The 26,663-nt window shown below is 74.6% G+C and carries 23 protein-coding genes and 1 pseudogene; 10 read left to right on the plus strand and 14 right to left on the minus strand.

The genetic code is table 11. From position 1 onward, the window contains the following. Positions 1-5 precede the first annotated feature (5 nt). The gene (locus OC439_RS09790) at positions 6-362 is read left to right on the plus strand and encodes a hypothetical protein (protein ID WP_262013118.1); all 357 of its coding nucleotides are present in this window, start codon (positions 6-8) and stop codon (positions 360-362) included. Next, complete coding sequence (locus tag OC439_RS09795) at positions 362-1,018, plus strand: nucleotidyl transferase AbiEii/AbiGii toxin family protein (RefSeq protein ID WP_262013119.1); 657 nt, start codon at positions 362-364, stop codon at positions 1,016-1,018. The genes OC439_RS09790 and OC439_RS09795 overlap by 1 nt, the downstream gene beginning before the upstream one ends. A 45-nt stretch (positions 1,019-1,063) precedes the next feature. Here OC439_RS09795 and OC439_RS09800 read toward each other — a convergent pair whose 3' ends face one another. After that, a complete protein-coding gene (locus OC439_RS09800; protein WP_262013120.1) occupies positions 1,064-1,375 on the minus strand; it encodes an MGMT family protein in 312 nt (103 codons plus the stop codon). 21 nt (positions 1,376-1,396) lie between these two features. Beyond that, positions 1,397-2,836, minus strand: a complete 1,440-nt coding sequence (locus OC439_RS09805; RefSeq protein ID WP_262013121.1) for a D-glucuronyl C5-epimerase family protein — start codon at positions 2,834-2,836, stop codon at positions 1,397-1,399. A gap of 197 nt (positions 2,837-3,033) precedes the next feature. Between OC439_RS09805 and proB the strand changes: the two genes are divergently transcribed. Then, on the plus strand, positions 3,034-4,143 hold the full coding sequence (proB, locus tag OC439_RS09810) for a glutamate 5-kinase (RefSeq protein WP_041784188.1): 1,110 nt from the start codon (positions 3,034-3,036) through the stop codon (positions 4,141-4,143). A 26-nt stretch (positions 4,144-4,169) separates the two neighbouring features. Beyond that, on the plus strand, positions 4,170-5,411 hold the full coding sequence (locus tag OC439_RS09815) for a glutamate-5-semialdehyde dehydrogenase (RefSeq protein WP_262013122.1): 1,242 nt from the start codon (positions 4,170-4,172) through the stop codon (positions 5,409-5,411). A gap of 785 nt (positions 5,412-6,196) precedes the next feature. Here OC439_RS09815 and OC439_RS30275 read toward each other — a convergent pair. The 6 genes and pseudogenes from OC439_RS30275 to OC439_RS09845 form a co-directional block, all read right to left on the minus strand. Further along, positions 6,197-7,162, minus strand: a pseudogene (locus OC439_RS30275) (hypothetical protein); the annotation flags it as partial. Positions 7,163-7,171: 9 nt separating this feature from the next. Then, a complete protein-coding gene (moeZ, locus tag OC439_RS09825) occupies positions 7,172-8,419 on the minus strand; it encodes an adenylyltransferase/sulfurtransferase MoeZ (RefSeq protein WP_030269268.1) in 1,248 nt (415 codons plus the stop codon). Positions 8,420-8,460: 41 nt separating this feature from the next. Next, a complete protein-coding gene (locus OC439_RS09830; protein WP_262013124.1) occupies positions 8,461-9,285 on the minus strand; it encodes a DUF3152 domain-containing protein in 825 nt (274 codons plus the stop codon). A 78-nt stretch (positions 9,286-9,363) separates the two neighbouring features. Beyond that, positions 9,364-10,227: a DUF3152 domain-containing protein gene (locus OC439_RS09835; protein ID WP_262013125.1), complete on the minus strand. Its 864-nt coding sequence runs from the start codon at positions 10,225-10,227 to the stop codon at positions 9,364-9,366. A 5-nt stretch (positions 10,228-10,232) separates the two neighbouring features. Next, on the minus strand, positions 10,233-11,231 hold the full coding sequence (locus tag OC439_RS09840; protein WP_262013126.1) for an alpha/beta fold hydrolase: 999 nt from the start codon (positions 11,229-11,231) through the stop codon (positions 10,233-10,235). A 44-nt stretch (positions 11,232-11,275) separates the two neighbouring features. Next, positions 11,276-14,113 carry a hypothetical protein gene (locus OC439_RS09845; RefSeq protein WP_262013127.1) on the minus strand — a complete coding sequence of 946 codons (2,838 nt, stop codon included), beginning with the start codon at positions 14,111-14,113 and terminating at the stop codon, positions 11,276-11,278. A gap of 149 nt (positions 14,114-14,262) precedes the next feature. On the opposite strand from OC439_RS09845, the gene OC439_RS09850 reads away from it, so the two are divergent. Both OC439_RS09850 and OC439_RS09855 read left to right on the plus strand, forming a co-directional pair. After that, positions 14,263-14,901 carry a TetR/AcrR family transcriptional regulator gene (locus tag OC439_RS09850; protein ID WP_013288691.1) on the plus strand — a complete coding sequence of 213 codons (639 nt, stop codon included), beginning with the start codon at positions 14,263-14,265 and terminating at the stop codon, positions 14,899-14,901. A 65-nt stretch (positions 14,902-14,966) separates the two neighbouring features. Then, the gene (locus OC439_RS09855; protein WP_013288692.1) at positions 14,967-15,194 is read left to right on the plus strand and encodes a DUF3107 domain-containing protein; all 228 of its coding nucleotides are present in this window, start codon (positions 14,967-14,969) and stop codon (positions 15,192-15,194) included. Positions 15,195-15,240: 46 nt separating this feature from the next. On the opposite strand, the gene OC439_RS09860 is transcribed toward OC439_RS09855, so the two are convergent. Beyond that, the gene (locus OC439_RS09860; RefSeq protein WP_262013128.1) at positions 15,241-15,882 is read right to left on the minus strand and encodes a ferritin-like domain-containing protein; all 642 of its coding nucleotides are present in this window, start codon (positions 15,880-15,882) and stop codon (positions 15,241-15,243) included. Between the two features lie 282 nt (positions 15,883-16,164). Here OC439_RS09860 and OC439_RS09865 point away from each other — a divergent pair, with 282 nt between their 5' ends. Further along, complete coding sequence (locus OC439_RS09865) at positions 16,165-17,820, plus strand: DEAD/DEAH box helicase (RefSeq protein ID WP_262013129.1); 1,656 nt, start codon at positions 16,165-16,167, stop codon at positions 17,818-17,820. A 207-nt stretch (positions 17,821-18,027) separates the two neighbouring features. Further along, positions 18,028-19,176 (plus strand): class I SAM-dependent methyltransferase, encoded by a 1,149-nt coding sequence (locus tag OC439_RS09870; protein WP_262013130.1) that lies wholly within the window; start codon positions 18,028-18,030, stop codon positions 19,174-19,176. 38 nt (positions 19,177-19,214) lie between these two features. Here the strand turns inward: OC439_RS09870 and OC439_RS09875 are convergent, their stop codons facing one another. After that, positions 19,215-19,640, minus strand: coding sequence for a hypothetical protein (locus OC439_RS09875; protein ID WP_262013131.1), 426 nt, complete (start codon positions 19,638-19,640; stop codon positions 19,215-19,217). A gap of 192 nt (positions 19,641-19,832) precedes the next feature. Between OC439_RS09875 and OC439_RS09880 the strand changes: the two genes are divergently transcribed. Next, positions 19,833-20,252, plus strand: coding sequence for a helix-turn-helix domain-containing protein (locus OC439_RS09880; RefSeq protein ID WP_026268433.1), 420 nt, complete (start codon positions 19,833-19,835; stop codon positions 20,250-20,252). A 21-nt stretch (positions 20,253-20,273) separates the two neighbouring features. On the opposite strand, the gene OC439_RS09885 is transcribed toward OC439_RS09880, so the two are convergent. The 4 genes from OC439_RS09885 to OC439_RS09900 all read right to left on the minus strand — a co-directional run bounded on the left by OC439_RS09885 (position 20,274) and on the right by OC439_RS09900 (position 25,695). Beyond that, positions 20,274-21,371, minus strand: coding sequence for a hypothetical protein (locus OC439_RS09885; protein ID WP_262013132.1), 1,098 nt, complete (start codon positions 21,369-21,371; stop codon positions 20,274-20,276). Beyond that, a complete protein-coding gene (locus OC439_RS09890) occupies positions 21,364-21,594 on the minus strand; it encodes a heavy-metal-associated domain-containing protein (RefSeq protein ID WP_013288699.1) in 231 nt (76 codons plus the stop codon). Before OC439_RS09890 ends, OC439_RS09885 begins: the two co-directional genes overlap by 8 nt. 145 nt (positions 21,595-21,739) lie before the next feature. Beyond that, positions 21,740-23,857: a RecQ family ATP-dependent DNA helicase gene (locus tag OC439_RS09895; protein WP_262013133.1), complete on the minus strand. Its 2,118-nt coding sequence runs from the start codon at positions 23,855-23,857 to the stop codon at positions 21,740-21,742. Continuing rightward, on the minus strand, positions 23,854-25,695 hold the full coding sequence (locus OC439_RS09900) for a BTAD domain-containing putative transcriptional regulator (protein WP_262013134.1): 1,842 nt from the start codon (positions 25,693-25,695) through the stop codon (positions 23,854-23,856). The genes OC439_RS09895 and OC439_RS09900 overlap by 4 nt, the downstream gene beginning before the upstream one ends. 180 nt (positions 25,696-25,875) lie before the next feature. On the opposite strand from OC439_RS09900, the gene OC439_RS09905 reads away from it, so the two are divergent. After that, positions 25,876-26,661 (plus strand): hypothetical protein, encoded by a 786-nt coding sequence (locus tag OC439_RS09905; protein WP_262013135.1) that lies wholly within the window; start codon positions 25,876-25,878, stop codon positions 26,659-26,661. Positions 26,662-26,663 lie beyond the last annotated feature (2 nt).

Consider the following 26,663-nt stretch of genomic DNA (forward strand, 5'->3'; position numbering starts at 1 on the left):
AGGGCATGGACCCGGCCCGATCCGTCCGCAGCTCGCGGGCACCGTACGAGGCCCGCCCCGGCCGTCGTGCGGTCGTGGTCCCCGACCTGAGCGAGTTGCAGGGCCCGGTCGCCGGTGTGGTCGAGCTGCCCCACCGGCTGTTCTGGCAACCCGACCGGCACGTCGACCTCGATGTTCCGGGTCTGCTCGCCTGGATGTACGAGACGGTGCTCACCGAAGCCGTTCACCCCGACGAGCTGCGCACCTGGCTGCACGGCCCCACCCTCGTCCGGCTGTGGCCCGAGCTGTACGTGCCCCGCGGTGTCCGCCGCGCCTGGGAAGAAAGTCACCCGGTGCTGCGCGCCCGGGACGTCGCCGCCTGATGTCACCGGCGCCGGACCCGTTCCAGCACGAGGTCGCCCGTATCGCGCTCGCCGTGGCCGGCCGGCACGGCTTCGCCCTCGCCGGCGGGCAAGCCCTCATCGCCCACGGCATCGGCGCCCGTCCCACCGAGGACGTCGACCTGTTCACCGATGTCGACGGCGGGGTCACCGCCGCCGCCGAGCTGGTACACGCCACCCTGCTCGATGCCGGTTTCCAGGTCGACACCATCGCCGAGCCCACCGAGCTGGACGACGTCTTCTACGGCTTCGAACACGACATGACCGAGTTCGAGGTTCGCCGCGACGACCGGACCGTGCGGCTGCAGCTCGTACGCTTCGCGCGCAGCACCAGCCCGATCGTGCTCGACGTCGGGCCGGTGCTGCACCTGGACGACGTGATCGGCACCAAGGTCGCCGCCATGGTCACCCGCGCCCAGCCCCGCGACTACATCGACGTCGCCGCCGCCCTCGGCCGCTACAGCAGAAGCGACCTGGTGGACCTCGCACTGCGGGCCGACCCGGCGCTCACCGACGAAGAGTTCCAGGACGCGCTACAGCGCCTCGACCGCCTGCCCGACACCGTCTTCGCGCTCTACCGCCTCACCCCGGCGGAGATCCGCGACCTCCGCCACGCGTTCTCGGACTGGCCGCGATGAGGCGCCGTCACGATTGAACGCCCGGCCGTCTCCGACGTGGTCGGGTCACCCCTCGTCCGGCGACCAGGACGCCGCCGCCAGGTCCACCCGGTCCCCGCGTAACGGACATCCCTCGGCGAGCAGCCGTTCCCGGGCCTTGCGCTCGTGGCCCGGCGGCAGCCGGCCGGCGGAGTTCACCACCCGGTGCCAGGGCACCCCGCCACCGTGCCGCGCCATGATCGAGCCGACCAGTCGCGGCGACGCCCGTCCCGAGCGCTCCGCCAGCGCGTCGGCCACCGCCCCGTACGACATCACCCGCCCCGGCGGGATCCGCTCGACCAGCGACAGCACCGCCTCGACGTACTCGTCAGGTGTCACGGGAAGCCACGATAAGGGGCCTCAGCCGGCGAGCGTGGCGATGGCGAGGTCTCCCCGCGCCGCCAGCCAGTAGCCGCCCAGCTCACCACCGCTCACGTGGTAGCTGAATTCCCCGTTGACCCAGGCGGTGCCGCCGAGCGTCAACTCCGTCACGGCGGCGAAGGTGACCTTCCGGGCGTCGAGCACCGCGCCGTTGCGGTCGTAGGTGTAGCCGGTGTACGTGCCGGGCTGGGCGGTCAGCACGCGTGCGGGCTGGTAGCGGTGCTCGACCGCCACCCCGAGCAGGACCCGCCGACCGGGCTCCTCGGGCACCAGATGGCCGGCCAGCGGGCCCTCGGTGATCCGGTAGTGGATGCCGCGGCCGCGCACCCGGATGCGCTCGTCCGCAGCTAACCGGCTCGGCCGCTCCAGCGTGACGGCCCGCCGGCCGGTGACGGCGCCCTCGGCGTCGTACGTGTAGCCCACGTGTGTCCCGGGTTCGAGCTGCACGGTGCCCGTCAGGTCCGGCACCGGGTAGTCCGCCCGCAGCGTGTCGGCGTATTCGGCGAAGACCGTCGCGTGGGTGACCTCGTACAGCTTGAGGGTCTGCCGGGTGTGGACCTGGTGGTACTTCGGGTGGAAGTGCCGGCAGTTCATGGAGTACCGGCTGGCCCAGTTCTCCACCCGGAACCTCGTCGGCAGGTAGCGGCGCACCGTGGTGGCGGCGGCGTCGAAGATCTCCGCGGCCCGCTCGTCGCCGGTGAGCCGCCAGTAGTCGTAGACGCCGTACAGGGAGAAGATGTGCCCGTTGAGCACCTGCTCGCCGCGCGGGTCGTCGTTCTCCGGATACTCCTCCAGCCACAGGTAGCCGCCGCGGTCGGTCCAGGTGGCCCACGGTTCGCCGGCCCGGGCGGGCAGGGTGAGGCTCTGGAACGTCCGGTCCGCGGCGGTTCTCCACCTCTCGTCGCGCGTCTCCTCGTACAGCCCGACGAAGAGACTGAGCAGCTGGCCCTGCGACATGCCGCTGTACCACCTGGGCTTCAGCAGCGGACGCTTCTTGCACCGGGTCAGTTCGAAGTCGTACGGATACCACCAGGCGCCGCGCGACTCGACGCGCCGGTCGACGTTGCGCTGCGCGTTCGCTATCGCCCGGTCCAGGTAGATCCGCTTGCGGGTGGCCCGCCAGCCGGCCAGGTTCTGCAGACCCCACTGGGCCTGCGCCACCGGGTGGTCCCAGGTCTGGTCGTGCATCCGGAACATCCGGACGTTCCCGGTGTCGTGCAGCCCGGCGTCCACCAGCGGCGCGATCCCCTCGCGCGACGGAATCGCCGCGAGCGGCACCGGATGCGGCCGGTAGCCGTCCCGCCGGACGGCCGGCGCCTTCTCGTCGCGGAGACCGGCGAGTACCGGCGTCAGCCCGGCGACCAGGCCGACGGTGACGAGCAGCGCCAGCCACCAGGCACGATGTTTCCTCGGAATCATCACTGCGAACCCCCGTTCGTGATGAACGAGACGCTATGCAGCGGAATCCGCGGATGTGTGCCGCTAACCGGACGATCAAAACTGTTCGTTCGACTAGCAACCGATTTCGTGTGAGCTCCGTCGGGCCACCGGCCGCGAGCTGCCACGATTTGGGAACGCGCCACGGCGCGGCAGAACGCAGCGCGCAGAATGGTCGGGTGCGCGAAGCAGTCACCTCGGCCCGGCGGATCGTGGTCAAGATCGGTTCGTCCTCGCTGACCACCGCGACGGGCGGCCTCGACGACGCCCGCGTCGACGCGCTCGTCGACACGCTCGGCGGGCTCGCCGCCTCCGGACGCGAGGTGGTGCTGGTCTCCTCCGGCGCGATCGCCGCCGGGCTCGCCCCGCTGCGGCTGCCCCGGCGCCCGCGCGACCTGGCCACCCAGCAGGCCGCCGCCAGCGTCGGCCAGGGCCTGCTGATCGGCCGGTACGCCGCCGCGTTCGCCCGGCACGGCCGCACCGTCGGGCAGGTGCTGCTCACCGTGGACGACGTGACCCGGCGGGCGCACTACCGCAACGCGTACCGGACGCTGCGCAAGCTGCTCGACCTGCACGCCGTGCCGATCGTCAACGAGAACGACACGGTGGCCACCGAGGAGATCCGGTTCGGCGACAACGACCGCCTGGCCGCGCTCGTCGCCGCGCTCGTCGACGCCGACCTGCTGGTGCTGCTTTCCGACGTCGACGCGCTCTGGACCGGCGACCCGGCCCGCCCGGGCAGCACCCGGATCACCGAGGTGCACGGCGAGGGCGACCTGGCGGGCGTGGACGTCGGCGGGGCCGGCCGCGCCGGGGTGGGCACCGGCGGCATGGTGACGAAGGTCGAGGCGGCCCGGATCGCCACCGGTTTCGGCATCCCGGTGGTGCTGACCGCCGCCCCGCTGGCCGCGCCGGCGCTGGCCGGGGAGCCGGTCGGCACGTACTTCCACCCGAGCAGCCGCCGCCCCGCCGCCCGCCTGTTCTGGCTGGCGCACGCCACCGCCCCCCGCGGCCGGCTGCACCTCGATCCGGGCGCGGTGCAGGCGGTGGTGGGCCGCCGCAAGTCGCTGCTGCCCGCCGGCATCACCGCCGTCGACGGCGCGTTCACCGCCGGTGATCCGGTGGACCTGGTCGACACCGCCGGCGCGCCGGTCGCCCGGGGGCTGGTCAACTACGACGCGGTGGAGCTGCCCGGCCTGCTCGGCCGGTCCACCTCCGAACTCGCCGCGGCGCTCGGCCCGGCGTACGAACGTGAGGTCGTCCACCGCGACGACCTGGTCCTGCTGTGAGCCCCACCGGTGAAGGAGTACGCACGATGAGCGTCGTCGAGCAGGCCCGGCGAGCCCGGGACGCGGCGGAAGCCCTGGCCACGGCCACCCGTACCGTCAAGGACACCGCGCTGCACGCGATGGCCGACGCGCTCGTGGCGCGTACCCCGGAGATCCTGACCGCGAACGCGGCGGACCTGGCAGCAGGGCGCGAGGCCGGGCTGTCCGCGGCCGTGCTGGACCGGCTCGCGCTCGACGAGGGCCGGGTGGCGGCGATCGCCGACGCGCTGCGCCAGATGGCCGCGCTGCCCGACCCGGTGGGCGAGGTGGTACGCGGCTCGACCCTGCCCAACGGCCTGGAGCTGCGCCAGGTGCGGGTGCCGTTCGGGGTGGTCGGCATCGTCTACGAGGGCCGGCCGAACGTGACAGTCGACGCGGCCGGGATCTGCCTGAAGTCCGGCAACGCGGCGCTGCTGCGCGGCTCCTCGTCGGCCGCGCACTCCAACGCGGCGCTGGTCGCGGTGCTGCGCGACGCGGTCTCCGGCGCCGGGCTGCCGGCGGACGCGGTGCAGCTGCTCGACTCCAGCACCCGCGACTCGGTGAAGGAGCTGATGCGCGCCCGCGGCCTGGTCGACGTACTGATCCCGCGCGGCGGCGCGTCGCTGATCCGCGCCGTGGTCGAGGAGTCGACGGTCCCGGTGATCGAGACCGGTGTGGGCAACTGCCACGTGTACGTGGACGCCGCCGCCGACCTCGGCAAAGCCCTGGCGGTCACGCTGAACGCCAAGACCCAGCGCCTGTCCACCTGCAACACCGCCGAGTCGCTGCTGGTGCACCGGGACGTGGCGGACGCGTTCCTGCCGGCCGTGCTGGCCGCGTTCGCCGAGGCCGGGGTGACTGTGCACGGCACGCCCGCTGTCGCCGCCCACTCCGACGCCGTGGTGCCGGCCACCGAGGAGGACTTCGGCACCGAGTACCTCTCCGCCGACATCTCGGTGGCCGTGGTCGACTCGCTCGACGCGGCGGTCGCGCACATCCGCCGGTACGGCACCGGCCACACCGAGGCGATCGTCACCGACTCGCAGCGGGCGGCCCGGGAGTTCGTGGCCCGGGTGGACTCGGCAGCGGTCATGGTCAACGCCTCCACCCGCTTCACCGACGGCGGCGAGTTCGGCTTCGGCGCGGAGATCGGCATCTCGACGCAGAAGCTGCACGCGCGCGGCCCGATGGGCCTGCCGGAGCTGACCAGCACCAAGTACGTGGTGACCGGCGACGGTCACGTGCGCTGACCGGACGTGCCTTCGTGGCGCGCCGGTCGCCGTACTGGTCTGGGCACGCGCCAGATCGGGGAAGTGGCGGTATCCCGGCACCTTTGATGCCGCTACTTCCCCGATCTGGTGTTGATCATCGGCATGACCGGCGGAGGCAATCCCGGAGACACCGGGGCGGCCGGTGGCACCGCAACCGCCGGAGGCAGAACGGGCGGCACCGGGCCGGACAGCAGCTCCGGTGCCGGCTCTGCGGCAGGCCCGGTGCTCTCGTCGGGGAGCAGATCGGGCGTGACGATCCAGGCGGACCATGGTCCCTGCCCGCTGTCCGGACCGGCCGACACCTCAACACCGGCTGACGGATCAGGCCCTGCTCCCGATCCGGGCATCGCATCCGACCCGGTGTCCGGACGGAACCAGGTCTCAGGCCCGAGACCCCGGGCCGGAAACAGCTCCGGCGCGCCGTCCGACAGCGCGGGCGCGATCCCCGGTCCGGTCGACGGGTCGGTGCCGAAACTGGACGACGGGTCGGAGCCGAAGCCCGCCGAAGGTTCGGAATCGAGACCCGCCGATGCGACCGATGCCTCGGCCGGGCCGGTCAACGGGCGAGCCGGGGCGGGCGGCGGAGACACGGGCGCAGGCGACGCGGGCGTGGAGGCGGGCGGCCCAGAGTCGGACGCGGGCGGCGGCGTCGATGCGGGGAGCCGACGCGGGCGCGGGGCCGGCACCGCGGGCGGCGCGGGCAGCTCGGCGGTCTGCGGCACCACGAACGGCGCCCCGGACACCGGTGCCTCGGGCGTGTGCGGGCGGCACGCGCGGATCGCCCGCAGCGTCGTGTGCACGTCGAACTGGTGGCCGTCGTCGCTGTCCCAGCCGCCGTCGCTGCGCTGGGTCTCGGCGAGCCGCCTGCGCGCGGAGACCAGCAGCCACTGCTCCTCGCCCACGTCGACCCGGCGCAGTGTGGCGGCGAGCCAGGCCACGTCGGCCGGGGACATGCGGGGGATCCGGTCGGCCAGCACCGCCTGGATGCGTGCGGACTCGTAGTACATCTGCTGGCGGTGCAGCACCGCGGCGGCGAGCCAGCCGGCGGGCAGGAAGGACGGCCAGCTGCCGTCCGGGGCGAGCTGCGCGGCGAGCGCCTGGGCCGCCGCCTGCACCACACCGGCGTACGCGCCGCCGACCCGGTGGTCGAGCGGACCGGCGGCCCGCGCGTCGAGCCCGGCCACTGTCAGCCAGAACCCGGCGTTGGCGGTCTGGTAGAGCCGTGCCTCGGGATCACCGGGGGTGGCCCATTCGGGGGCGAGCCCGGCGAGTGAGGGGTCCTCGTCCCAGCCGCCGTCTGGTAGTTGCCGGGCGGCCAGCCAGTCCAGCGCGTGCCGGGCGGCCGGGCGGCTCAGCGCGCCGAGGTCGTCCAGCTCGGCCAGGCGGAAGCAGGTCGCGTCGATCGAGGCGACCTCGTCGTCGAGGACGGCGGGCCAGCCGCCGCCGGGCGCCTGCCCGGACTCGGCGGCGTCGAGCACCTCGGGCGGCACCGGAGCGCCGGTGCGCAGCCGGGAGAGGCGGGCGCGGTCCACCGCGTCACCGTGAGCGACGACGAATCCGATCGCCGCGTCCAAGTCCACCACGGCACCGACGGTACTGGCGCGGCCGACGTCACGCCTCGGTAGCTCGGTCAGGACCACCCGGCCCAGCGGTCGCCGCGATCGGGCGTATGCCCACGCCAGGGGCCCCGGAGAACACGATGGGCCCGCCCGGAGCGCCGGGCGGCCCATCGACACGACTCAGTACGCGGGCAGCGACGGGTCGACCTGCTTGACCCAGGAGAGCACACCGCCCTGGAGGTGCACCGCGTCGGAGAATCCGGCCGCCTTCAGCGCGGCCAGCGCCTCGGCGGAGCGGACGCCGGACTTGCAGTGCAGCACGATCTGCCGGTCCTGCGGGAACTTCGCCAGCGCCTCGCCGGACAGGATCTCGCCCTTGGGGATGAGCGTCGCGCCGGGAATCCGGACGATCTCGTACTCGGCGGGCTCGCGCACGTCGACCAGGAAGATGTCCTTGCCGGAGTCCTGCCAGTCCTTCAGCTCCAGAGCGGTGATGGTCGAGTCGACCACCGCCTCCTGCGCCTCGTCGGAGACGGCGCCGCAGAAGTCCTCGTAGTCCTCCATCAGGTCGGTGAGGGTCGGGTTCTCACCGCAGAGCACGCAGTTCGGGTCCTTGCGGACCTTGATCTTGCGGTAGCTCATCTCCAGGGCGTCGTAGACCATCAGGCGGCCGACGAGCGGCTCACCGATGCCGGCGAGCAGCTTGATCGCCTCGTTGACCTGGATCGACCCGATCGACGCGCAGAGCACGCCGAGCACGCCGCCCTCGGCGCAGGAGGGGACCATGCCGGGCGGCGGGGGCTCCGGGTAGAGGCAGCGGTAGCAGGGGCCGTGCTCGGCCCAGAACACCGACGCCTGGCCGTCGAAGCGGTAGATCGAACCCCAGACGTACGGCTTGCCGAGCAGCACCGCCGCGTCGTTGACCATGTAGCGGGTGGCGAAGTTGTCGGTGCCGTCGACGATCAGGTCGTACCGGGAGAAGATGTCCCGGACGTTCTCCCGGTCCAGCGCGGTGTTGTGGATCTCCACGTTGACCAGCGGGTTGATCTCGCGGATCGACGCCGCGGCGGACTCGGCCTTGGACCGGCCCACGTCGGAGACGCCGTGGATGACCTGGCGCTGGAGGTTCGACTCGTCGACGGTGTCGAAGTCGATGATGCCGAGCGTGCCGACACCGGCCGCGGCCAGGTAGAGCAGCGCCGGCGAGCCGAGGCCACCGGCGCCCACACAGAGCACCCGGGCGTTCTTCAGCCGCTTCTGCCCCTCGACCCCGACGTCCGGGATGATCAGGTGGCGCGAGTAGCGGCGGATCTCGTCTACGGTCAGCTCGGCGGCGGGTTCGACGAGCGGGGGCAACGACACGGTGGACTCCCCGGGATCGGCGGTGTGACCGCGCCATTGTCGCTCGCCTGGGCGGGGATCGGCCATGATGAGGGACACTGCGCCCGAACTGCGGGACCGGGAATAACTCAGACGCCGTCGGTGGGCTCGCCCTCGTAGCGCACACCGCCGACGTACGGCCAGGCGTTCGGCAGGCAGCCGTCCAGCCCGTACGTCTGCTGCTGCATCACCGGTGCGGGCGCGCCGGGCTCGGGGCACGCCTGGTGCAGCTCGCCGAACTCGTGCCCGACCTCGTGGTTGATCACGTAGGTGCGGTAGACCTCGATCGGGGCGCCGTAGCCGGGCACCGCCGTCATCCACCGGGCCAGGTTGAGCACGACCCGGCCGGGCAGCCGGCAGGAGGTGTACCGGTCGGTGTGCAGGCCGCCCTCGGCGCACATCCGCTCGGAGGTGACGGGGGTGGCGAGGTAGACGGTGAAGTCGGCGGCGGCCGCCTCGGGCACCCGCTGCACCCGCAGGTCCCCCGAGGCGATCCAGCTGCGCGGGTCGCCCAGTACCGCGTCCACGGTTGCGGCGAACTCGTCGGCGTCCTGCCCCGTGTCCTGCTCGACCTCGACCCGGTAGCGGCGCAGCGGGCCCTCCTGTCCGCGTACCGGAGACCGGCCCTGCGCCACCGCGAACGTGCCGGGACCGGCGGTGGGGTAGCCGGTCGGCGCGGCCGCCGGGACGTCGGCCTCGGCGCCGCGCGCGAGCGACGGTTCGGCGGCGAGTGACGTCGCGGCGTGCCCGGCCGGCGGCGCGTTCAGCCGGGTGATCCCGACCGCGCCGCCGACGGCCGCGAGCAGCATCGCCAGCAGCAGCACCGAGCGGCGGCGGCGCCGGCGCATCCGGCGCAGCGTGGGACGCTCGGGCGGCGGCGTGGCGGGGTTGTCGTAAGGGGACGACGACGTCATGACCTCAGCGTGCCATGCAATTCGGGCATTTAGCTGCTTTTGCCGCCCATGCCGCGAATGTTCTTCACAAACCGGCGCTCAGAGGGCCGGCCCGGTGTACCGCTTCCCGCCCACGTAGGGCCACGGGTTCGGCCGGCAGCCCTTGAGGAAGAGCGTCTGCTGCTGCATCACCGGCGCCGCCCGGCCCGCGCCCGGGCACCCCTCGTGCCGGTGCCCAAGCTGGTGACCCACCTCGTGGTTGACCACGTAGAGGCGGTACGTGTCCAGCGGCATCCCGGCCTCGACCAGGTGCGGCGCCGAGGTCCGCCACCTATCCAGGTTGATCACCACCTTGCCCGGCACCCGGCACGACGTGTACGGCACCCCGCCCACCCGGATGTCGATCCCGCCCGCCCCGCACAGCCGCCCGGCAGTGTCGCGGGTGGCCAGGTAGATCGTGAAGTCGTACCGGTCGCCCGGGCTGACCCGCTGCAACCGCAGCGTGCCGCCGTCGACCCAGCTGCCCGGGCCGGCCAGGGCGCGCTGCACCGCCTCGCCGAAGGCGCGGACCTCCTCGCCGGAGCCGTTCTCCACCGCCACCCGGTAGCGGCGCAGCGTCCCCGAGCGGCCGAGCACACCGCTGGTCCGCTCGTCGTACGCGAAGCTGCCCCGGCCCTTCGCCGGCCCCGGACCGGACAACGTCAGCACCGGCGCGGCCGGCGAGCCGGGCACCACCGGAGGCGGCGGCGCGACGCTCGGCGTGGACGGCTCCCGCGTGGGCGCCGGAGGCTGGGCGGCGAACCCGTCGGTGACCCGCGTCCCCGCGCCCGCCGACGGCAGTTGCACCGCCACGCCGACCCCGACCGCGGCGGCGGCGACGAAGGCGCAGACCACGAGCGCGGTACGCCAGCGAGGAGACGAGGAACGGGAGCGTGTGGCACGAGAGCGGCGGGAGCTGGGCATCCGGCTCAGCCTGCCATGTCACGCTCCGATCCGCTCTCCCCCATGCCGGTGGTGAGCGACGGTGTCGCCTCGGCGAGCAGCCCGAGCACCGCCCGCGCCACGGTGCGGGGCACCTCCAGCTGGGCCACGTGCCCGACGCCGTCGAGCATCAGCAGCCGGCTGTCCGGGATGACCCGCGCCGCCTGCGGCGCCACCCGCACGTCGACCAGCCGGTCCTGCCGCCCGCCCACCACGAGCGTGGGCGCCCGCACCGCCGAAGCCTGCCGCCAGAGCGCGCCCTCCCCCGGCAGGTACGACCGCAGGAAGCTGCCGACCAGGCCCCGGAACGTCCGCACGTACGCGGCGGCGTAGTGGGCCGCCTCGTACCGGACCCGGATCTCGTCGATCGCCTCCTGCCGGCGCTGCTCGCTGATCCGGGTCAGGTCGGCCACGCACGCCTCCATCACCTGCTGCGCGGTCACCTCCGGGCTGAACTGGGCCAGCCGCCAGGCGGCCAGCCGTTCGCCCCGGGGGATCGCCAGCAGCGGGAGCATCCGCCCCTGCAACGAGCGCCGGAAGTCCAGGAACGGCAGCGCGGGCGAGACCAGGGTGAGCGTGCGGACCAGGTCCGGGCGCAACGCCGCCACCCGGACCGAGATCGCGCCGCCGAGCGAGTTGCCGAACAGGTGCACCGGCCCCCTGTCGCTGTGCTCGATCCAGCGGATCACCCGCTCGGCGAAGGACGGGATCGTGTAGCGCGGCCCCGGCTCGCTGCGCCCGAACCCGGGCAGGTCGATCGCCTGGCCGTCGAGCCGGTCCGCGAGCAGGCCGGCCAGGTCGGTCCAGTTCTGCGCCGACCCGCCGAGGCCGTGCACGTACAGCGCGGGCTCCGCGCCGGGACCGGTGGCCGGGGTGTCGCGGACGTGCACGAGCGTGCCGTCGAGGCGGACGTGCCGGCCCGGCCAGGGCGGCGGGACGTGGTGTGCGGGAAGGCTGTGCTCCGGCCAGAGTGCGGCGCGCTTCATGTCTCCAGTCTTCCCCGCACGGGGGCCGTACCGCACACCGGCGCTCAGGAGAGCAGCGCCTCCAGCCGCCGGTTCACCGCCGCGAGCGTGGCCCGCACGACCGCCTGCCGGGGATCCCCGGCCACCAGCGCCGAACCGGCCAGCTGCTCCACCCAGCCGTCGCAGACCAGCAGCACCACCACAGTGGCGACCTCGCAGTTGCCGAACGGCACCACGGCGGCGTGCTCCACGAAGCACCGGCCGTGGTCGCCGGCCGGAACGCCCCGGCCGAGCAGCTCGTCCACCGCGGCGGCCGCGGCCACCGCGCAGAGCCGCAGCACGTACCCGTCGACCGCCGGCCCGGTCGCGTGCCCCTCGGCCGTGCGGTCGCCCGCGACCAGGCGGACCTCGGTGGTGGCGTCCAGGCCGAACGTGCTCACCAGGACGTGCTCGATCACCACCCGGGGCCCCGGCACGCCGCCGGTGTCCAGCGGTCGCGACGGCGCGGTCTCCGTCGTGGTCATCTGACCACCGGAGTACGACGTACCGAGCGTCACCGGGCTGCCGGTGGACATGCCGGTCGGCGCGGCGGCCAGCGACGTCTCGTCGACAGCGGCGCGACCCCGGTGGGTGGCCTGCCGGCGGCGGCGCGGCGGCTCGTCGGCGTCGCCGGGCGCCTCGGCCGGACGCGTGGCACGGTCCGCACCGAACCGCGCGTCACCGGAGCGGTTCGCGGCCGGACGGACCACACCGGTCCGCGCCGGCATCTCGTCGCCGCCCGTCTCGTCACCGTTGCGGGCCTCGACCGGCTCGGACTGCGCGGCGCGGGCCTCGACCGGCGCCGGCTGCGCGCCGGGTGCCCGGTTCTCACCCGTACGCGGCTCACCGGAGCGCTCCAGCCGGGCCGAGCGGCGGCGCAGCGGGGCCGGCGGCGGCACGGCGGGCGCGCCGGGCAGGTTCTGCGGGGCGGCGGCCAGGCCCATCCGATCCTGGAGCAGCCGGGCCACCAGGCGGCTCACCTCGGCCGGGTCGGCGCCGTCGGCCAGGTCGAGCCGCAGACTGTGCGCGCCGGCCGGGGTACGGCGCAGCGCGGCGTCGCGTACGCCCGCCACCTCGCGGACCGCGTCGAGGATCGCGTTGACGTCGAAGCCCTCCGGCCGCTCCCGCAGCGGCGCGGGTTCGTCGTCGCGGCGCAGGTGGGTGGCGATGCGGGCGAGTTCGGGGGTCTCGGCGGACGGTTCCACTGCCGGTGGCTCCGGCACGACTGGCACGTCCGGTTCCGAGGGGACGCGCTGCGGCAGCACAGGGGACGGTTCCTCCGGTCGGGGCTCGGCGACCGCGTCGGCGGCCGGCACCGGTTCCGGTGCGGACCGGCGGGCCGCGTAGGGAGGGGCGCTCGTCGGTTGGGACGCGGGGGTGGGGTCGAACCGCGGCGGGCCGCTCGTGGCGGGCACGCCCGAGGTCGGCGGGGCGGGGACGGCCGCCTCCGTGGGGGCGTATCCACCGGCCGGCGCGGGCGGGGCGCCGGGTGCGGGCGGGGCACTCGTCGGCGGAGGGCCCGGGGGCGTGATCAGCGGGGCGACCGGCACCGGCGGCCCGGCCCAGGAGGGCCGCTCGTAGCCGTGCGGCGGTTCGGCGTCGCCCCGGGCCAGCCGGAACGGCCGGGTCACCTCGGGCGTCGGCTCCGGCGCGGCCGGCGGCTCGTAGCGGCGGGTCGGCTCCGGCCCGGCACCCGGCTCGTACGGCCGGGACGCCTCGGGCTCGGCGGGCGGCGGGTACTGCCGCGTCGCCTCGGGGCCGGGGGCCGGTTCGGCACGCAGCGGCTCGTACGGCCGTACCGGCTCGGGCCGGGGTGGCTCGTAGGCGGCGGGCGGCTCGACGCGGGCCGGCTCGTACGGCCGCACCGGCTCGGGCGCCCACTCGGCCGCGCGGTCCTCGCGGGCGGTGCGGTGGGCGGCGCTGTCGTCCTCCCACTCCCGGCGCTCGGCGGCGGGCTCCTCGGCCCGGCGGGCGGGCGGCTCCTCCGCTCCCCGGGCCGGTGGCTCCTCGGCCCGGCGGGCCGGTGGCTCGTCGGTGCGGGCCCACGGCGGGGCCCAGCCGTCACCCCAGCTCGGGCGGTTCCAGGACGGCCCGGACCAGTCCGGTTCGGCGGCCCTCGGGTCGTCGCCCGCCGGCGGGTCGGCGGCAGCCCGCGGCTCGGCGCCGGTCGCCCGGCCCTCGGGCGGGTGCACCTCGCCCGGTGCGTGCTCCGTCCGGTTCGCGGCCGGTGGCGGGGTGACCGGCCGGTCGGCCCAGCCCCGGGACAGCGACGGGGCGGATTCGGTGTTGGGCGCGTGGAAGCCCGGCGGCACCTCGAACCCGGAGGCGGCGGCGCCGACCGGCGGGACCTGGAGCGCCGGTGGCGCGGAGGTCGGCCCGCTCTCGGCCCAGCGCGGGGCCCGGGCGGCCGGGTCGTCGGCGGCGTGCCGGGAACCGGCGGTCTCCCCCGGGTCGGTCGGCTGCTCGATCGTCGGCGCCGGGCGCGGGGCCGGCACGGCCAGCCGTTCGCCGTCGGTTGGCCGGGGCGGCTCGTCCGCGGGCGGGGCACTGACCGGCGCCTGGCGGGTCACTGGCGACTCCTCCCCGGCGTGGTGCACGCCGTTGACGTGACGGCCGTTGACGCGGCCCGGTTCCGGCGCGGAGTGGCCGGGCAGCGGGGCCGGCAGGTCGCCGTGCCGGGGCGAGGAGGCGGCCCAGCCGCCGAGGTCGCCGTAGGGCCAGCCGCCGGGCGCCGGAGCACCGCGGGACCAGCCGTTCGGCGGGGGCGCCCAACCGCCGCCGGTACGGGCCGGTTCGTCCTGCTGGCCCGTCCCGTCGCCGTGCTCTCCCGGGGTGGCGGCTCCGGGTTGCCCTGTTTCACTCACCGCGCGCTCCTTGGTCGCCCCCGCTGAGGCTACCGTGTGGTGACAGTGGCGATAAGTTACAGCGGCGGGCCAATTCCGCGACGGGTTCACGAACCCGGACCGGTTCGGGTGATACGTGCCGGCTCGTACGCAGATACTCGGAGGATCCGATGACCGCAGTGGGGAACGGTGCACAGACCGCCGGTCGGCCCACCCGCCTGCCCCGCTCGGCGCGCCGTAAGCAGCTGCTCGCCGCCGCTCAGGAGGTGTTCGTCGCGCAGGGCTACCACGCCGCCGCGATGGACGACATCGCCGAGCGGGCCGGTGTCTCCAAGCCGGTGCTCTACCAGCACTTCCCCGGGAAGATGGAGCTCTATCTCGCGCTGCTGGACACGCACTGTGACGCGATAGTGGCAAATGTGCAGGACGCGATGAGCGGCACCAACGACAACAAGGAGCGCGTCGGCGCCGCGGTGCGCGCGTACTTCGACTTCGTCGACCACGAGAGCGAGGCGTTCCGGCTGGTGTTCGAGTCGGACCTGCGCAACGACCCGGCGGTGCGGCAGCGGGTGGAGCGGGTCGAGCAGGGCTGCATCGCCGCGATCACCGACACGATCATCTCGGACACCGGGGTCAGCCGCTCGCACGCCGAACTGCTCGCCTCGGGCCTGGTCGGCGCCGCCGAGACGGCCGCCCAGTTCTGGCTCGCCGGCGGCCGCCAGGTGCCCAAGGCGGAGGCCGAGGCGCTGGTCGCGGCCCTGTCCTGGCGGGGCATCGCCAGCTTCCCGCTGCAAGGTGAGTCAGCCTGAACATCGGGCCACCGGATCGGATAGCCTTCCCACGGTGGCTTTTTCGCCCCAGTTGAGGAGGCACAGTGGAGGTCAAGATCGGCGTGCAGTACGCGCCGCGGGAGCTGGTCCTGGAGAGCGCGCAGTCGCCGGCCGAGATCGAGCAGATCGTGACCGACGCCTTCGCCAAGAGCGAGGGCACGCTCTCCCTGACCGACGAGAAGGGCCGGCGCGTGATCGTTCCGGTCGGCAAGGTCGCCTACGTCGAGATCGCCGAGGCGTCGCCCCGCGCGGTCGGGTTCACCGTTCGCTGATTCCCGCGGCACCGGCCGCCGTGGCGGGCCTCCCCGCCACGGCGGCTCAGTTGTTCAAGCCGACTGCTGTCATCCGCGCGGCGTGCGCCTCGGTCAGCCGGTGCAGCAGCCCCGGCACGTCCCCGCCGGTCCGTCCGATCAACGCGACGAGCGCGCCCCGGTCGGCGGCGGCCACCCGGCCCGCCTGGGACAGCGCCTCACCGAGCAGCCGCCGCGCCCACATCGACAGCCGTCCGGCCGCCCGGGGATCGGCCTCGATCGCGGCCCGGATCTCGGCCGCGGCGAACTCGGCGTACCGGGAGTCGTGCAGCACGTCCAGCAGCAGCGTCCGGTCCGGCCCGGCCAGGCCGTCGGCGATCCCGCGCAGGAAGTCGTCGGTGATCGCGTCGCCCACGTACGCCTTCGTCACCGCCTCCGCCCAGTCCCGCGGCTCGGTCGAGTCGTGGTACGCCCGCAGCGCCTCGACGTAGGGGGCCATCGCCTCCTCCGGGGTGACGCCGCAGGCGGCGAGCCGGTCGGTGAGCCACCTGTAGTGCGCGATCTCGGTGGCGGCCATCTCGCTGAGCGCGGCGCGGCGGCGCAGGTCGGGTGCGAGGCGCGCGTCGGCGGCGAAGCGGTCGAAGGCGAGCAGTTCGCCGTACGCGACGAGCCCGAACAGGTCGACGGCGGCGGGGTCGGGGGCGGCCACGAACGCAGGCTACCGGCGCCACCGATGTGACTCAAGTCACAACAATCCGCCCCGCACGCACGGCCACCACCTGGGAATCGGGACGACTCAGGGACCGTTCAGGTACGATGAGACAGTTGCCGTGGGCACCGAATCGGTCACTTGCTGATCAACGCCGGTCCCCGACGCGCGTGCGGCCCGGTCCGGCTCGGCGAATTCGCCCCTGACCGCGTGGCCCGCGCCATACCGATCGCGCCCTGAGGACTTGAGGGGCGCACCACGAGAGGGCACCCCCAAATCCATATGAGCGAGCAGATTTCCGGCCAGCCACTGGCCCCCACCGCCCCGGTCCCCCCGGAGGCACCCACGTTCGCCGCGCTCGGCGCGCGGCAGGAGACCGTCGAGGCGCTGGCCGCCGCCGGCATCACCCGCGCCTTCGCCATCCAGGAGTACGCGCTGCCGATCGCGCTGCGCGGCGTCGACCTGATCGGGCAGGCGCCGACCGGCACCGGCAAGACGCTCGGCTTCGGCATCCCGCTGCTGGAGCGGGTGTTCGCCCCGTCCGAGGGCAGCGACGGCGTGCCCCAGGCACTCGTCGTCGTACCGACCCGTGAGCTGGGCATCCAGGTCGCCAAGGACCTCGACGCCGCCGGCCGTACCCGGGGTGTCCGGGTGCTGCCGATCTACGGCGGCGTGGCGTACGAGCCGCAGATCGAGGCGCTGCGCAAGGGCGTCGAGATCCTGGTCGGCACCCCGGGCCGCCTGCTGGACCTGCAGAAGCAGAAGCACCTGCGGCTCGACCGGGTCCGCGCGCTCGTCCTCGACGAGGCCGACCGCATGCTCGACCTGGGCTTCCTGGACGACGTCGAGAAGATCCTGGCGATGCTGCCGGAGGACCGGCAGACCATGCTGTTCTCGGCCACCATGCCGGACCCGATCGTCACGCTGTCCCGGCGCTTCCTGCGCCGGCCGGTGACCATCCACGCCGGGCACACCGCCGAGACCGGTCCGTCGCCGCAGACCAAGCAGCTCGCGTACCGCACGCACTCGCTGAACAAGGTCGAGATCGTGGCGCGCATCCTCCAGGCCGAGGGCCGCGGGCTGACCATGATCTTCACCCGTACCAAGCGGGCCGCCGACCGGGTCGCCGAGGACCTCGACTTCCGCGGGTTCGCCGTCGCCGCCGTGCACGGTGACCTCGGCCAGGGCGCGCGTGAGCGGGCGCTGCGGGCGTTCCGGGCCGGCAAGATCGACACGCTGGTCGCCACCGACGTGGCCGCCCGGGGCATCGACGTCACGGGCGTCACCCACGTGATCAACTACGACTGCCCCGAGGACCAGGACACCTACACCCACCGCATCGGCCGTACCGGCCGGGCCGGGGCCACGGGTTCCGCTGTGACGTTCGTCGACTGGGACGACATGCCCCGCTGGCGGATCATCGACAAGACGCTCGGGCTGGACATGCCCGAGCCGCCGGAGACGTACCACACCTCCGCGCACCTCTACACGGACCTGGACATCCCGACGGACGTCAGCGGCACGCTGCCGACCGCCGAGCGCACCCGGGCCGGCCTGTCCGCCGAGGTCGAGGAGGACCTGGGCGGCGGCCGGTCGCGCCGGGGCGCGCGGCGCGGCGACAGCCGGGGCCGCGAGCGCGGCGACCGCGACCGCGGTCGTGGCCGGGGCGGCGAGGGCGGTTCGTCCGCCGGTTCGCCCTCCGCGCAGGCCGACGCCGGGGACGACGAGGCCCCGCGTACGCCGCGTCGGCGTCGTCGCCGCCGGGCCGGCGAGACGGTGGCCGGTGAGCCGACCGCGGTGATCGGCACCGAGGGCGCGGCCGAGACCGCCGCCGCACCGCAGGCCGCGGAGGGTGAGGCGGCGAGCAAGCCGCGTCGTCGCCGCCGTCGCCGCAGCGGCAGCACCGGCGCGCCCGCCGAGGCCACCAACGCCGACTGACGAACACCACGGAAACGGCCTCCCGGACCCCGGTCCCGGAGGCCGTCCCCATCCCCGCCCGCCCCTCCCCCTCCCCCGCCCACTCCCTCACTGCGACGATCATGAGGTTGGCGGTGGCGCGCGCGGCGTGTCGCGCCGTCAACTTCATGATCGCCGGGCCGGGCGCCCCCGGGCGGACGGCGGTGGGGCCAGGAAAGGTAGGTACTGATGCCGGAAGCGCTGGACTCGGCGCTCGCCGAGGTGCGGGCGCTGCTGCTCGCGCCGGGGCTGACCCGCGCGGTCGCCGCCGGGCGCCGTCGTGGGCAGCGTCCCTCGGTGGTACGCGCGGAGCTGCGCCCGGTCACGCTGAAGGCCGGCCCCCGGTTGCAGATCGCCGTCTCCGACGGATCACGGCCGCACACCCGCAACGTGGCACCGGGCACGGAGGCCGGCGCGGCGGTAGACGAACTGCTCGCCGAGCCGTTCGGCAACTGGCACGTCGAGACAGCCGACGCGACGCTCCAGCTCCGGGTGACCAAGTCCGGCGAGGCGCAGGTGCACCGCGCGGCGGCCAGCCGTCCGGCCGCCGAGCCGGGCGGGCACGACCGGGCCAAGGAGTGGCTGCTCGACCCCGGCGACCCCCTGTTCCGGGAGATCGGCGGCTCGGCCGCCAAGCGCCGCCAGGTCGACGCGTTCCTGCGCGCACTGGCGGCCACGCTGCCCGACGACCTCACCGGCCCGCTGCGGGTGGTGGACCTGGGCTGCGGCAACGCGTACCTGACCTTCGCCGCCTACCGCTATCTGGTGCAGCGCGGCCTGGACGTGACGCTCGTCGGGGTGGACGTGCGCGAGGACCAGCGCCGCCGCAACACCGAGCTGGCCGAGCGGCTGGGCTGGGCCGACCGGGTCGGCTTCGTGGCCGGCACGATCGCCGAGGCGCCCGTCGACCCGGCGCCCGACCTCGTGCTGGCGCTGCACGCCTGCGACACCGCCACCGACGAGGCGCTGGCCCGGGCGGTGCGCTGGGGCGCCCGCTGGGTGCTCGCCGCGCCCTGCTGCCACCACGACCTGGCCGCCCAGCTCCGGGCCGGTCGGGCGCCCGCGCCGTACGAGCTGCTGACCCGCCAGGGCATCCTGCGGGAGCGGTTCGCCGACGTGCTCACCGACTCGCTGCGGGCCGCGCTGCTGCGCCTGCACGGCTACCGCGCCGAGGTGGTGGAGTTCGTCGACTCCCGGCACACGCCGCGTAACCTGCTCATCCGGGCACGGCGGACGGCGGGCGCGCCCGCCGACGGGCAGCGCGCCGAGTATCGCGACCTGGTCGGCCAGTGGGGTGTCACGCCCCGGCTGGAGACGCTGCTGGCCGAGGAGCGCTGAGCCGAGGCGCGCGCTGAGGAGCGCCGAGCGCGGCGGTCCTACCGCCCGCGCTCGCCCCGGTTGCGGTCGCCCCGGTCCAGCACCGACACCCGCTCACCGCGGTTCGATGCCCGCTCGCCGTCGTGCGACGCGCTCGGGAACGGCACCACCTTCCCGGCATGCTCGGCGTTGCCGGCGGCGGCGAAGGCGTTCCACGAGATGTCCACCAGCATCCGCTTCAGCTCGGCGTGCCGGAGGGCGGCGTTGCGCTGCAACGCCATCCGCGCCCCGAGCACCACCGCGGCCAGCGTGGTGCAGATCGCGCCGGTCGCGGCGATCAGGTGTACGCCGGTCGCGTCGCCTCCGCGTACCGCGAGCACCAGCAGCCAGATCCAGAAGCCGAGAGCGAACAACGCGGCCTTGGCCACGAAGAAGAGGCTCACCGCGCCGGGGCGATGCGATACGGAACGGTCCGGCTCGGCCATGCTTCTCCTCCATCGTTTCCCAGGGTTTCCTCAGCCTATTACCCGAAGCGCATTACCCGAAGCAGGCTTCCGCAGTCGTCGAGTCTCGCCGGCGGGACCTCCGGACCGATCAGTCAGTTACTTCTCCGGCCCGGCGTACTAGGCTCGGGGCGCGAGCCGGGCCACCGGAGGAGGGGGACAGATCCACCAGGGATGGGTTCCGCAGACGTTTCGCCACAGATGGCCTTCGCGCGCTTCGTACGCCGGGCCATCGACGCCGCGCGCGAGGAGCGCGGCTGGACGGTGACCGACCTCGCCACCCACACCGGCGTCGGCCGTTCCACTGTGTTCCGCTGGCTGGCCGGCGACTGGCAGGACTACCCCGAACTCGCGAAGGTCCGCGGCTTCTGCGCCGCCCTCGACCTGCCCGTGGCTGCGGCGTTCCGCGCGCTGGGCCTGCCCGACGCCGGGCCGGTGCCCCGCCGCCGGGGTGCCGAGGACGGCCCGGTGGAGGCCGACGTACGGGTCATCCTGGATCGGCTCGCCGACCCGAACGTGCCCGCCGAGGAGAAGCACCACATCCGCGATCTGCTCCGCTACCTGGCCCGCCGCCCGGTCCGCCGGGCCGGCTGAGCGCCGGGCGGGCGACGGGGCTCAGGCCACTGTCAGCGTGAACTCGGCGGTCCGCACCACGCCGCCGACCTGGAAGTCCAGGAACATCCGGTAGCTACCCGGCCCCGGCGCGGTGAGCCAGAACGTCACGTCGTCGCCGTCGCGCACCGGCTCCGGGTGCACGTGCAGGTAACCCAGGTCGCCCTCGCGCAACGCCACCAGGTGCCCGTACGCCCCGAGGTACGGCTCCAGCGCCGCCGCCGCGCCGTCCGCGCCGGTGACCCGGAACCGCAGCGGCACCGACTTCCCCACCTCCGGCGTGCCCGCGTACCCGGCGGTGAATCCGTCGACGGTGGCCGACGTGGCGGCGGCGGGCAGCGGCCGGGGCCGGTACGCGCCGGACGCGGTCAGGTCGGCGCCGAGCACCACGGCGACCTGGCGGCCGTCGTCGGCCACCGCGGTGAAGTCCGCGTACATCCGCCAGGGGCCCGCGTCCGGCGCCGTGATCGGGACCGACCAGGTGCCGTCGGCGGCCATCGTCGGGTGCAGGTGCCGGTAGCCGCTGAGGTCACGCCGGACCATGATCACGTGCATCGGCTTGTCGTGCACGACGGCGAACCGGGTGACCGCCCGGCGCTGGTCGTCGCGAATCTGGAAGCGCAGCTCACCGGCGCGGTCCGCGACCAGCTCGGTCGACGGCACCAGCGTGTAGCCGGCCGAGGTGATCGACAGCCCGGTCGCGCCGTCGCCGCCGCCCTGGGTGACCGTGGCGCCGTCGTGCGTGTGGGCGCCGGTGCCGGGTGAGTGGGCGTGCACGCCGCCGTCTGCGCCGCCCGTGGCGACCCCGGCCGTGGCGCCGGCGGGCCGGGCCGGGTCGGCCGGCGCGTTCATCCGCCCGAGACCGAAGCCGAGCAGCACGGCGAGCACCAGGCCGCCCACCACCAGGGCCAGCCGCAGCGTCTCCCGGTCGACGGCGACGGGCCCGGCCTCCCTGGCCGACCCACTCGCGCCGTTCCCGGCCAGCGCCGCGTCCCCGGCCAACGCCGCGTCCCCGGGCTGCGCAGCGGGAGCGTCGGAACCGGCCTCGGAGTCGTCGGGGACGACGCCGGTGCCGGACGTGACGGACGACGACTCAGGCACCGCCGCCGACCAGCTCGTAACCCGCCTCGTCCACAGCGGCACGCACGGACTCGACGGGCAGCGGCGCCGCGCTGGTGACAGTCGCGGTGCCGCTCGTCAGATCGATCCGGACCTCGTCGACGCCGGGCAGCGCGGACAGCTCCTCGGTCACCGCCTTGACGCAGTGTCCGCAGGTCATCCCGGTCACGGTGTACGTCTGGACGACGGGTCGCTGCTCGGTCATGACCCCACGGTACCGCCGCCCGGGTGCGGGCCCGACGACGGTCCGCCGACGGTGGTGACGCTCGCATTCCGGCCGGCCAGGGAACTTTCCGCGCCGGCCGGGAACCCGCCACGCACCGCCGGGAACCCACCCGCGGCCGGACCGGTCAGCCGGCCACCGCGAGCGCCAGCGGCAGCACGTCCGGCGCGCCGGCCCGGCGCAGCAGCCGCGCCGCCATGCCCATCGTCCAGCCCGAGTCGACCAGGTCGTCCACCAGCAGCACCGGCCCGTCCAGCCCGGCCAGCGCGCCGGCCAGCTCGTCGGGCAGGTGGAAGGCGTCGTGCAGCGCGCGTACCCGCTGGGCGCTGTTGCCGCGCGGCCCGCCGCCGCCAGGCCCGGCCGGGACGACGTGGCCGAGCAGCGGCAGCCGGCCCACGGCGGCGATCCGCTCGGCCAGCGAGCCGACAAGCACCGGTCGCGTCCGGGAGCCGACCGCGACCACGCCCACCGGCCGCCGGGGCCACGGGTCGTCGCCGTGCGCCCACGCCTTCAGCACCTCGACCACGGCGGCCACCACGTCGTCGGGCACCGGGCCGTCCGGCGCCTCCGGCCCGACCAGCCCGCGCAGCCGCCCGCCCCAGCCCAGGTCGGACAGGCGCCCCACGGCCCGGCCGGGCAGCGCCTGCTCCGCCGGGGGGATTCGGCCCTTCAGGGGTACGCCGACCGCCTCCAACCCGGTGGGCCAGAGCTTCTTGGGCGGGATCGGCACGCCGGGGCGCCCGAGGAACGTCTGCGCCGCGGTCAGCGCCTGGTCGGAGACGGTGGCGTCGAACAGCGGGCCGGCGCAGTTGTCGCACCGCCCGCAGTCCTGCGCCCCGGTGTCGTCCAGCCCTTCCCGCAGGTAGCGCATCCGGCAGCCGGACGTCGAGGCGTACTCCCGCATGGCCCGCTGCTCGGCGGCGCGCGCGTCGGCGACGCGCCGCAACCGGGCCTCGTCGTAGACCCAGGGCTCGCCGGTGGCGAGCCAGCCACCGCGCACCCGGCGGACCGCGCCGTCCACGTCGAGCACCTTGAGCATCAGCTCCAGCCGGGCCCGGCGCAGGTCGACCACCGGTTCGAGGGCCTGGGTGGAGACCGGCCGCTCGGTGTCCAGCGCGGCGAGCACGGCCCGGACCTGCTCCTCGGGCGGGAAGGCGAGCGAGGCGAAGTATCGCCAGATCGCCGCGTCCTCCACGCCCGGCAGCAGCAGCACCTCGGCGTGCTCGACGGCCCGGCCGGCGCGGCCGACCTGCTGGTAGTAGGCGATCGGCGAGGGCGGCGCGCCCAGGTGCACGACGAAGCCCAGGTCGGGCTTGTCGAAGCCCATGCCGAGCGCGCTGGTGGCGACCAGCGCCTTGATCTTGTTGTCCAGCAGGTCCTGCTCGGCGGCCCGCCGGTCGGCGTCCTCGGCCTGCCCGGTGTAGGAGGCGACCGACCAGCCCCGGCCGCGCAGGAAGTCGGCCGTCTCGGTGGCCGCCGCGACGGTGAGCGTGTAGACGATCCCCGAGCCGGGGAGCCGGTCCAGGTGGTCGGCCAGCCAGGCCAGGCGGTGGGCCGGGCTCGGCAGATCGAGTACGCCGAGGCGCAGCGACTCCCGGTCGAGCGTGCCGCGCAGCACCAGGGCGTCGCCGAGCTGCTCGGCCACGTCCTGCGTGACGCGGGCGTTGGCGGTGGCGGTGGTGGCGAGCACCGGCGTGCGTTCGGGCAGGTTGGCCAGGAACGTGCGCAGCCGCCGGTAGTCGGGGCGGAAGTCGTGCCCCCAGTCGGAGACGCAGTGCGCCTCGTCGACCACGAGCAGCCCGGTGGTGGCGGCGAGCTTCGGCAGTACGCCGTCACGGAAGTCCGGGTTGTTCAGGCGCTCCGGGCTGATCAGCAGCACGTCGACGGCACCGGCGTGGATCTCGGCGGTGATCTCGTCCCATTCGTCCAGGTTCGCCGAGTTGATGGTCCGGGCCCGGATGCCGGCCCGGGCAGCGGACTCGACCTGGTTGCGCATCAGCGCCAGCAGCGGCGAGACGATCACCGTCGGCCCGTGCTGGTTCCCCTCACGCAGCAGCGCGGTCGCCACGAAGTAGACGGCCGACTTGCCCCAGCCGGTGCGCTGCACGCAGAGCACCCGCCGCCGGTCGACCACCAGCGCCTCGATGGCCCGCCACTGGTCCTCGCGCAGCCGGGCGTGGTCACCCGCCAGCCGCCGCAGCACCGCCTCGGCGCGCTCCCGTACGGCCATCCGATCCTGGCTCATCCGGCATTTCTACCAGGGAGGGCGGACGACTCCGGCGGGCCGGACGGCGACGTGGGCGCCGGTACGGGCGTCGGCGTGGGCGTCGGTGCGGGTGGCAGGAAGATCAGCAGCTCGCGCAGCGAGTCCGTCGCCGCCGCCGGCAGCAGGCACCGTGCGGCCAGCTCCTCCATCGACGTGTACGGGCCACGCATCCGCCGGTCGACCACCACGTGCTGCGCCTGCGACCGGGTCAGTCCCGGCAGCCCGGCGATCACCTGGTCGGGCACCGAGTTGACGTCCACCAGTCCGCCGTCGTCGTACGCGCGGGGCAGGTCGGGGCGCCCGATGCGCAGGTCGTCCCGGGCCGACGGGTACTGGTAGAGCAGGTAACGGGCGTACTCCCGGCGCAGCCGGTTGCGGTCGGCGTAGGGCCGCCCACGCCAGAGGCCGCGCAACCAGGTGAGCAGCCGGCCGTTGAGCAGCACCACGTGCGGGACGCCCGCCGCCCAGGTGGTCAGCCAGATCACTATCAGGGTGGCCTCGGGTCCGCTGACCTCCTCGGTCTCGCTGCTGCCCAGGACCACCACGAACGTCACGGCCACGGCCAGGTAGTAGATCGCGGCGGCGACGCTGCCCCAGCCCCGGCGCCAGACCCCGTAGAGCAGCACCACCAGCCACGTGAGCATGCCGAACGAGAACAGGGCGACGAGCGCGCCCCCCACAGTCGCGACGACGCTCAACCAGCCGGGCACACCGGATGGACGCCGGGACGGCGGCACGGGGCCGATAAGCGGCGCGACAGGGGGCGAGACCCAGGGCGGCAGGCCGGTCGGCGACTCACCGGGCGGTGGCGGCGGAAACGGACCACCCGGCTGCGCCGAGACGGTGAACTGCACCGGAACGGTGAGCTGAGCCGAGACCGTGGGCTGGGCCGGCGCGGTGGGCTGGGCCGACGCGGTGGGCTGGGGCGGGCTCTCGGCCGGGCCGGTGGGCAGCGGCCGGGCCGGCGCCACGGCGGGGGCCGGAGACGGCTCCGGGCCGCCCGCCCACCTCTCGCCGGGTCCGGCCGGACGACGCGGCGCCTGAGCCAGGAGGTCCGGGTCGGCGCGCAGGATGCGCCGGTGCAGATCCTGGAGCGGCTCGCCCGGCTCGATGCCGTACTCGTCGCGGAGCAGCCCGGCGTAGTCGCGGTAGGCGGCCAGCGCCTCGGCCTGCCGTCCGCTGCGGTGCAGCGCCAGCATGAGCTGGTGGCGCAGCCGCTCCCGGACCGGGAACTCGGCGACCAGCTCGACCAGCCGGCCGACCAGCTCGCCGTGCCGCCCGTCGGCCAGCTCCAGGTCGACACGCGTCTCCAGGGCGACCGCGCGCATCTCCACCAGCCGGTGCCGGGCCGCGTCGAAGTACGGCCCGGCGAACCCGGTGAACGGCTCCCCCTGCCACAGGTCCAGCGCGGCGCTCACCTCGGCGAGCGCCTCCTCCGTACGCCCGGCCACCTGCGCCGACCGCGCACGCCGCACGCCGCGCTCGAAGCGCACCGCGTCCACCGCCTCGGGCGGCACCTGCAACAGGTAGCCGGCGTCGGTGAGGGTGAGCACCCGGGCCGGCGTACGCGGCGACCGGTCCGGTTCCAGCACCCGGCGCAGACCGGCCACGTGCTTCTGCACCACGTTGAGGCCGTTCACCGGTGCCTCGTCCGGCCAGACCGCCTCGACGATCTGCCCGCTCGGTACGGGCCGGCCGGCGGCGAGCAGCAGCACGGCCAGCACCGCCCGCTGCTTCGCCGGGCCCAGATCGATCTGACGGTCGGCGTACCAGGCCCGCTGCGGGCCGAGGAGTTCGAAGCGCAGCGCCTCTGACATGCGAGTTTCCGCCCCCGTGTCGGCTGCCGTCGCCCACGGTGGCCGACGGCAGTCGGACGGCAGCATATCGGCAGCGAGGCCGCCGTGACGTCTGACGATACTTACCCGGCAACAATCACCTGGGAAAGTGAGTCGAACACCATGACGCAGCGAATCGGTTCCGCCGGCAGCCTCCGGCGGATGGCGGCTCTCGCGACGGCCGTGCTGGCCACCACCGTCCTGTCCGCCGGGTGCGGGACCGGGGACGCCACCGAGAGCGCCGGACCGGCGCCGAGCCCGTCGGCCGACCCGAAGGCCGCGCTGCTGGCCGCCGTGCCGGACGAGAAGGACCCGGCTTTCCGGTTCTCCACCATCGAGGGCGCGGACAAGTTCGACGGGGTGGTCGACCCGGCGACGCACGGCCTCGAGTTGTCCATGTCGGAGAAGAGCCAGGACCCCGAGTTCACCATGGGGATGACCTTCCGCGTGATCGAGGAGGACATCTGGATGCGGGTCAAGATCACCGGCATGGCCGGCCTGCAGGACATGATGAAGCTGCCCAAGCGCTGGATGCTCCTGGACCGCACCAAGCTCGACGACGCCTCCGACGTGCCGGTCTACCAGAACGCCGACCCGGCCAACACGGCCGCCGTCATCCGGACCGCGGAGACGGTCGAGGACCGGGGCGACGGCACGTACGGCGGGTTCGCCGACCTGACCGCGAACGCCGACATCCGCGAGAGCTTCACCACGGTGGACGTGACCGCGCTCGGTGACGCGGCGAAGAAGGTGCCGTTCACCGCCGTGGTCGGGCCGGACGGCAACCTCACCTCGCTGACCCTGGAGCTGCCGGCCGCGGGCAAGCAGAAGGCGATGAAGCTGGTCGCCAAGTACTACGACTTCGGCAAGGCGCCGAAGATCAGCGCGCCGACGGGCTCGCAGGTGCAGAAGGCGCCGGCGTCGGCGTACGAGATGCTCAACGGCTGACC

This window comes from Micromonospora sp. Mcm103 (assembly GCF_024519755.1).
GTDB classification, from domain to species: Bacteria; Actinomycetota; Actinomycetes; order Mycobacteriales; family Micromonosporaceae; genus Micromonospora; species Micromonospora aurantiaca.

What these genes read in the sequence shown, in the direction of transcription:
- OC439_RS09790 (WP_262013118.1), top strand. Translation starts at nt 6, where the DNA reads ATGGACCCGGCCCGATCCGTCCGCAGCTCGCGGGCACCGTACGAGGCC.
- OC439_RS09795 (WP_262013119.1), top strand. Translation starts at nt 362, where the DNA reads ATGTCACCGGCGCCGGACCCGTTCCAGCACGAGGTCGCCCGTATCGCG.
- OC439_RS09805 (WP_262013121.1), bottom strand. Translation starts at nt 2,836, where the DNA reads ATGATTCCGAGGAAACATCGTGCCTGGTGGCTGGCGCTGCTCGTCACC.
- OC439_RS09815 (WP_262013122.1), top strand. Translation starts at nt 4,170, where the DNA reads ATGAGCGTCGTCGAGCAGGCCCGGCGAGCCCGGGACGCGGCGGAAGCC.
- moeZ (WP_030269268.1), bottom strand. Translation starts at nt 8,419, where the DNA reads ATGGCCGATCCCCGCCCAGGCGAGCGACAATGGCGCGGTCACACCGCC.
- OC439_RS09830 (WP_262013124.1), bottom strand. Translation starts at nt 9,285, where the DNA reads ATGACGTCGTCGTCCCCTTACGACAACCCCGCCACGCCGCCGCCCGAG.
- OC439_RS09835 (WP_262013125.1), bottom strand. Translation starts at nt 10,227, where the DNA reads ATGCCCAGCTCCCGCCGCTCTCGTGCCACACGCTCCCGTTCCTCGTCT.
- OC439_RS09840 (WP_262013126.1), bottom strand. Translation starts at nt 11,231, where the DNA reads ATGAAGCGCGCCGCACTCTGGCCGGAGCACAGCCTTCCCGCACACCAC.
- OC439_RS09850 (WP_013288691.1), top strand. Translation starts at nt 14,263, where the DNA reads ATGACCGCAGTGGGGAACGGTGCACAGACCGCCGGTCGGCCCACCCGC.
- OC439_RS09865 (WP_262013129.1), top strand. Translation starts at nt 16,165, where the DNA reads ATGAGCGAGCAGATTTCCGGCCAGCCACTGGCCCCCACCGCCCCGGTC.
- OC439_RS09870 (WP_262013130.1), top strand. Translation starts at nt 18,028, where the DNA reads ATGCCGGAAGCGCTGGACTCGGCGCTCGCCGAGGTGCGGGCGCTGCTG.
- OC439_RS09875 (WP_262013131.1), bottom strand. Translation starts at nt 19,640, where the DNA reads ATGGCCGAGCCGGACCGTTCCGTATCGCATCGCCCCGGCGCGGTGAGC.
- OC439_RS09880 (WP_026268433.1), top strand. Translation starts at nt 19,833, where the DNA reads ATGGGTTCCGCAGACGTTTCGCCACAGATGGCCTTCGCGCGCTTCGTA.
- OC439_RS09890 (WP_013288699.1), bottom strand. Translation starts at nt 21,594, where the DNA reads ATGACCGAGCAGCGACCCGTCGTCCAGACGTACACCGTGACCGGGATG.
- OC439_RS09895 (WP_262013133.1), bottom strand. Translation starts at nt 23,857, where the DNA reads ATGAGCCAGGATCGGATGGCCGTACGGGAGCGCGCCGAGGCGGTGCTG.
- OC439_RS09900 (WP_262013134.1), bottom strand. Translation starts at nt 25,695, where the DNA reads ATGTCAGAGGCGCTGCGCTTCGAACTCCTCGGCCCGCAGCGGGCCTGG.
- OC439_RS09905 (WP_262013135.1), top strand. Translation starts at nt 25,876, where the DNA reads ATGGCGGCTCTCGCGACGGCCGTGCTGGCCACCACCGTCCTGTCCGCC.